Annotated in this window: 1 protein-coding gene; it reads right to left on the bottom strand. The window is 65.8% G+C overall.

Translation table 11 applies throughout. The features are described 5' to 3' along the window. A partial coding sequence (locus ACFY2A_RS30515) for an amino acid adenylation domain-containing protein (RefSeq protein ID WP_387176802.1) occupies positions 1–1695 on the bottom strand: 1695 nt, incomplete at its 3' end. Positions 1696–1747 lie beyond the last annotated feature (52 nt).

The following is a 1747-nucleotide window of genomic DNA, read 5'->3' as shown; positions in this document are numbered from 1 at the left end:
CTCCGGCGCCGGCAACGCCTGCCGGTCGAGTTTGCCGGTGGCGGTCAGTGGTAGCCGGTCGAGCGTGACCACCACGGAGGGCACCATGTACTCAGGCAGCCGCCGCGCGGCGTACTCACGCAGCCCGGCGGCCAGCCCGAACTGCTGCCCACCGCGATCCGCCGTTGCGGTCGCGACCACATAGGCCACCAACCGCCGATCCCCCGGAATGTCCTCCCGTGCCAGCACCGCAGCCTGCGCCACCTCCGGATGGCTGGCCAACACGGCCTCGATCTCACCCAACTCGATCCGGAAACCCCGAATCTTGACCTGCTCATCGACCCGGCCCAGGAAGACCACCTGACCATCAGCCGTCCAACGGACAAGGTCACCGGTCCGATACATCCGCTCCCCGGACCCGTACGGACAAGCCACAAACCGCTGCCCCGTCAACCCCGGCCGACCCACATAACCACGAGCCAACCCCGCACCGGCCACATACAACTCACCGGCCACCCCCGGCGGAACCGGCGCCAACGCATCGTCCAAAACATAAAACCGGGTATTGGCGATCGGCGTACCAATCGGCACCACCCCACCCGCCGACAACCTGCCCGTCGCCACACCAATCGTGGTCTCCGTCGGCCCGTAATGGTTGAACACCGGCCGATCACCAGCCACCGCCACCACATCCGCCACCCACTCAGCAGCAGCCGCCTCACCACCAAGCACCACCGAACCAGCCGGCAACACCTCAGCCATACCCGCACCGGACAACGCCGCCAGATGCGACGGCACCACCTTCACAAAATCGATCCGCCAAGCCGCCAGATAACCAGCCACCGCCTCCGGATCCACCACCACATCCGCACCCAACACATGCAACTGCCCACCAGTCACCAAACTGACGAACACCGTCGTGTTACCCAGATCAGTCACCTGCGGCTGCAACAACGCATACCGAGCCCCCGCCGCACCCCAACCCAACCGCGGCCCCACCGAGAACACATAGTTCGCCAACGACCCATGCGTAACAGCCACACCCTTCGGCCGCCCCGACGAACCAGACGTATACATCACATACGCCAACCCCGACGCAGGCACCACCACCGACACAACCGGCCCATCAACCGACGGCAACGACTCGTCCAACCACAACACCGGCACCGCCGCCAACACCCCAACCACACCATCAACGGCATCCACCAGCCCATCCCGCCGCGCCAACACCACACCCACGCCAGCATCGGCCAACATGAACTCCACCCGCTCCGCCGGCAACCCCACATCAACCGGCAGATACGCCGCACCCACCCGCCACACCCCAAGGATCGCCGCGATCATCTCGACCCCACCAGGCAGACACAGCCCCACCACCGACTCCACGCCGACACCACGATCAGACAACAAACACGCCACCCGACCCGCCGCCGCATCCAACTCCCGATACGTCACCGACTCACCACCGGCAACCACCGCAACCGCATCCGGCGTCCTGACCACCTGCGCCGCAAACCACACCGACAACGACCCAGCCGGCACCTCAACCGCCGTGTCATTCCAACCAGACAACACCCGCGCACGCTGCCCGCCATCCAACAAATCCACCGCACGCACCCGCACCTGCGCCCCCGCAGACACCACCCCCAACACCCGAACAAACCACCCCGCAAACCGCCGCGCCGAAGACACATCAAACAAATCCGCAGCCACCACCAACACACCCTGCAACCCAGCCGGACAACCCCGCCCGTCAAACAACTCGACC

This window comes from Micromonospora sp. NPDC000442 (assembly GCF_042898635.1).
Taxonomy (GTDB): domain Bacteria; phylum Actinomycetota; class Actinomycetes; order Mycobacteriales; family Micromonosporaceae; genus Micromonospora.
The sequence above is the reverse complement of the archived record's forward strand: the minus strand, read 5'-3'. Positions and strand labels throughout refer to the sequence as shown.